Below are 2,865 nucleotides of genomic sequence, written 5' to 3'. Positions count from 1 at the left end.
CACCGCTGTGACCGGCGGGCTCAAATGATCACCGGACGTTGAAACGCCACTGGAGCGCGACTCACTGGCGCAACAACTCTCTACAGACCTTCGCCCACCCGGCCGAAAGAAGCTAGCGTGCAGGCGACCAGAACAGTCGGAAGCACTCTTCAGGAATCGCCTTGCAGCCCGCCAGACATATCCAGCGGGCCACAATTCCCCCACCAAAGGACCTAGCGCCACTTATCGAAACGCCGCAATATCCTTCGAGGCAATGATTTATTAACTACTATTCCAGGGCAGCTCAATTGGGCGCCTCCTCCACCACCAATTCCGCACTGGTGGCGCAGGGTCTAGTATTTCCATTTCTGTATCTAGTGCCACGCCGCCATCATCGACCGTAAGTCGAATAAATTCCCCATCGATGCGATTGAGCACATCCAGGAAAGCCTTAGAAATAGCAGCAGGAAGGTCATTTGAAATTTGACAAAGAGAGTCTCTATTGTCGAGATCCTCTCGATAAAATTCAGCCGGATACCATGCGGACGGTGGCCATCCCTGTGAAATCCGAACGGTCATCATCTCCCACGCACGGAGACTACCGACAAATAGATGCTCCCCACTTTCCTTGACCCCATCTGAATCCGGGTACATTTCTTCGCACCCCTTCAACCAAGCCGCAAAGCTATCGACCAAAGGAGAAGGTACAAAAGAATCGCGGATCACCTCAGGTATTCTTTCGATGGGAACATGAGCCAGGCCGGAGACAGGCTCTTCGATGGCATCGACACGGATGAAAAAATCCTCAGTATCGGATTCAAACACTCGTGCACGGACCATTCTTCCATCTGCAGTGGCAGCCCAGTACGAGCTTGGGCGAATCCCAGCATCAGGGAATAGGAATGTTTGCCGAAGCCACCCCGCGAGTCCCGCGGCAAGTGCAGGCTCAGTCGGCTGCGACTGGACCTCATTAGTGGCATAAATATCGAGCGCCCACGAGACATCACCACTTAGGCGCTGATATTCGCAGCTAACCCTCGCCCCCAAGTTCCTGTCTTCGAATTCACCGGAGTTCACTACTTCAACATCGCCCACCGGAACGGAGAACAGGTCCCCCAGGGTGAGCTGCAGTCGATCCCAGCTCACCCCCTCGACTGCAATGATATTGTACATCATCGCCATGTCCCATTATAGACAGCCAGGGCCTTCTCTATCGCCTTCGGATTTTCCATGAGGCGGGGCACCCTTCCGTAGGCATCAGCAAATTTTTGCATATCCCCACCAACCTTTGCTATCGCCTGCAGTGCCACGTATTCATTTCGATCCATTTCAACAAGCCCCGGACCAGATACCGGGAAAGTTCTCCCCGTGGACTCAACTCCGTAGGTACGCCCACTAGGAGTCTTGTACACTTGCTGATCTTCAAGAAATTCCGCACGCCCTTCTGCTATATCAATAATATCGTCTCGAACAGCCCCCTCATTGCCCTTTAGGATCATTGTATTCTTCTCCACAGGCCTACCAGTCCTTGCTCCGGATACCGTGTGTCGCTTATTCGGAACGTCCAGTGATCGCCCCTTGGCGGTTCCTCGAACGGATTCACTGACCGGCCACGGCGGCCCGGACGACACCCTAGGACTGTCGCCCGCAAACCTAGAGCCGTTGTTCTCGCTTGCGTCTCGAAGTGCTGTGTTGAGGCTCTTGCCCAGATTATTGGCGCCAGCGACGCTAAGATATGCTCCGCTGACGATCAGGGCGGTGCTCGCGGCAACGGCCGGGGCTCCGACCACGCATCCGAATCCGGAGATGCACAGGGCGCCTCCGGCTACGTCGCCCATCGTTCCTATGCCCATGAACGCGAGGCCGACACCGGTCTCGAAAGCGCTTACCCAGACGTCGCCACTGGTGATGATGGCGAGTCCGATGCCTGCAGCAGTGTCGGCAGTGTTCGTCAGCCAGTTGGCGGATTCCTTGATCCAGTCGGGGACCCAGCCTTCTTCCTGCTTCTTCTTCTCGGCGGCGACTTTCTCCCGCTCGATAGCTTCCTGCTTCTCCCGCGCTGCCTGCTTCTCTTCCTCCTCCTTGGCTATCGCGGTGTAGTAGGCGCGAAGGGCCGCAGCATTGGCGTTCTCCTTGTCCTGCCCTGCGGCTTCAGCGGATTCACGGGCCTTGGTGCTGACATCGCGGGCTTCGTCGGCATCGGTCTGGGCTGTGGATGCTGAGTTCTTGGCCTGGGTTGCCGAGCTGATGGCATTGGCTAGGGCCTGTTCGGCATCATCCTGAGCCTGGCGTGCGGTGCTGGCAGATTGTGCCGCGCTGGCGGCGGAGACTTCGGCCTTGTTCGCGTATGTGTTGGCATCGTCTGCATAGCGCCGAGCATCAGCTGCCGAGGTCTGGGCTTGCAGGGCGTAGGCGTCGGCTTCTTCCCTGGCCTTGCGGGCAGTCGCGGCGGCCACTGCGGCCTCTGCAGCCTCGCGCTGGGCGGGGGCGGCGATGCCTGGTGCCTCGGCGATCCGGTGCTCGATCTGTGCGTGGTGAGTCGCCGTCAGCAGATCTTTCCGCTTGGCCTGGTACTGGCCTGCCTGGATGAAGGCGTGCAGCAGATCGCCTGGGCTTTCGATGGCAATTCGGGCCGCGTCCTTGACCTCGGATCCACCACTGTCGATCAGCTTGGCTGCGAGAACTCGCTCGTCCTCGGTACGCTGGACGAACTGTTCGGTGACAAGGAATGTCCGGTACCTGTCGACCGAACCCGAGTCCAGCGCAGCCTTGCCGGCCGCCCGGACACCGGGGCCTCCAGTGGAAATGATCCGCGCGATGCTGACGCCGAGATCATCCGCAACGGCCTCGTACTGGCCGCTGCTCAGGAATGCAGTGACACTTGCG

The 2,865-nt window shown here is 58.3% G+C and carries 2 protein-coding genes; both read right to left on the bottom strand.

The window, feature by feature from the left end:
* Positions 1 to 261 precede the first annotated feature (261 nt).
* Positions 262 to 1,161: a hypothetical protein gene (locus ABD323_RS40285; RefSeq protein ID WP_184918797.1), complete on the bottom strand. Its 900-nt coding sequence runs from the start codon at positions 1,159 to 1,161 to the stop codon at positions 262 to 264.
* A partial coding sequence (locus ABD323_RS40280; protein ID WP_486327168.1) for an ALF repeat-containing protein occupies positions 1,152 to 2,865 on the bottom strand: 1,714 nt, incomplete at its 5' end. The genes ABD323_RS40280 and ABD323_RS40285, both read right to left, overlap by 10 nt.

The organism is Kitasatospora nipponensis (genome assembly GCF_039528135.1).
Taxonomy (GTDB): domain Bacteria; phylum Actinomycetota; class Actinomycetes; order Streptomycetales; family Streptomycetaceae; genus Kitasatospora; species Kitasatospora nipponensis.
The sequence above is the reverse complement of the archived record's forward strand: the minus strand, read 5'-3'. Positions and strand labels throughout refer to the sequence as shown.

Excerpts from the sequence above, each read along its gene's own strand:
- ABD323_RS40285 (WP_184918797.1), bottom strand. The coding sequence starts at position 1,161 with ATGGCGATGATGTACAATATCATTGCAGTCGAGGGGGTGAGCTGGGAT.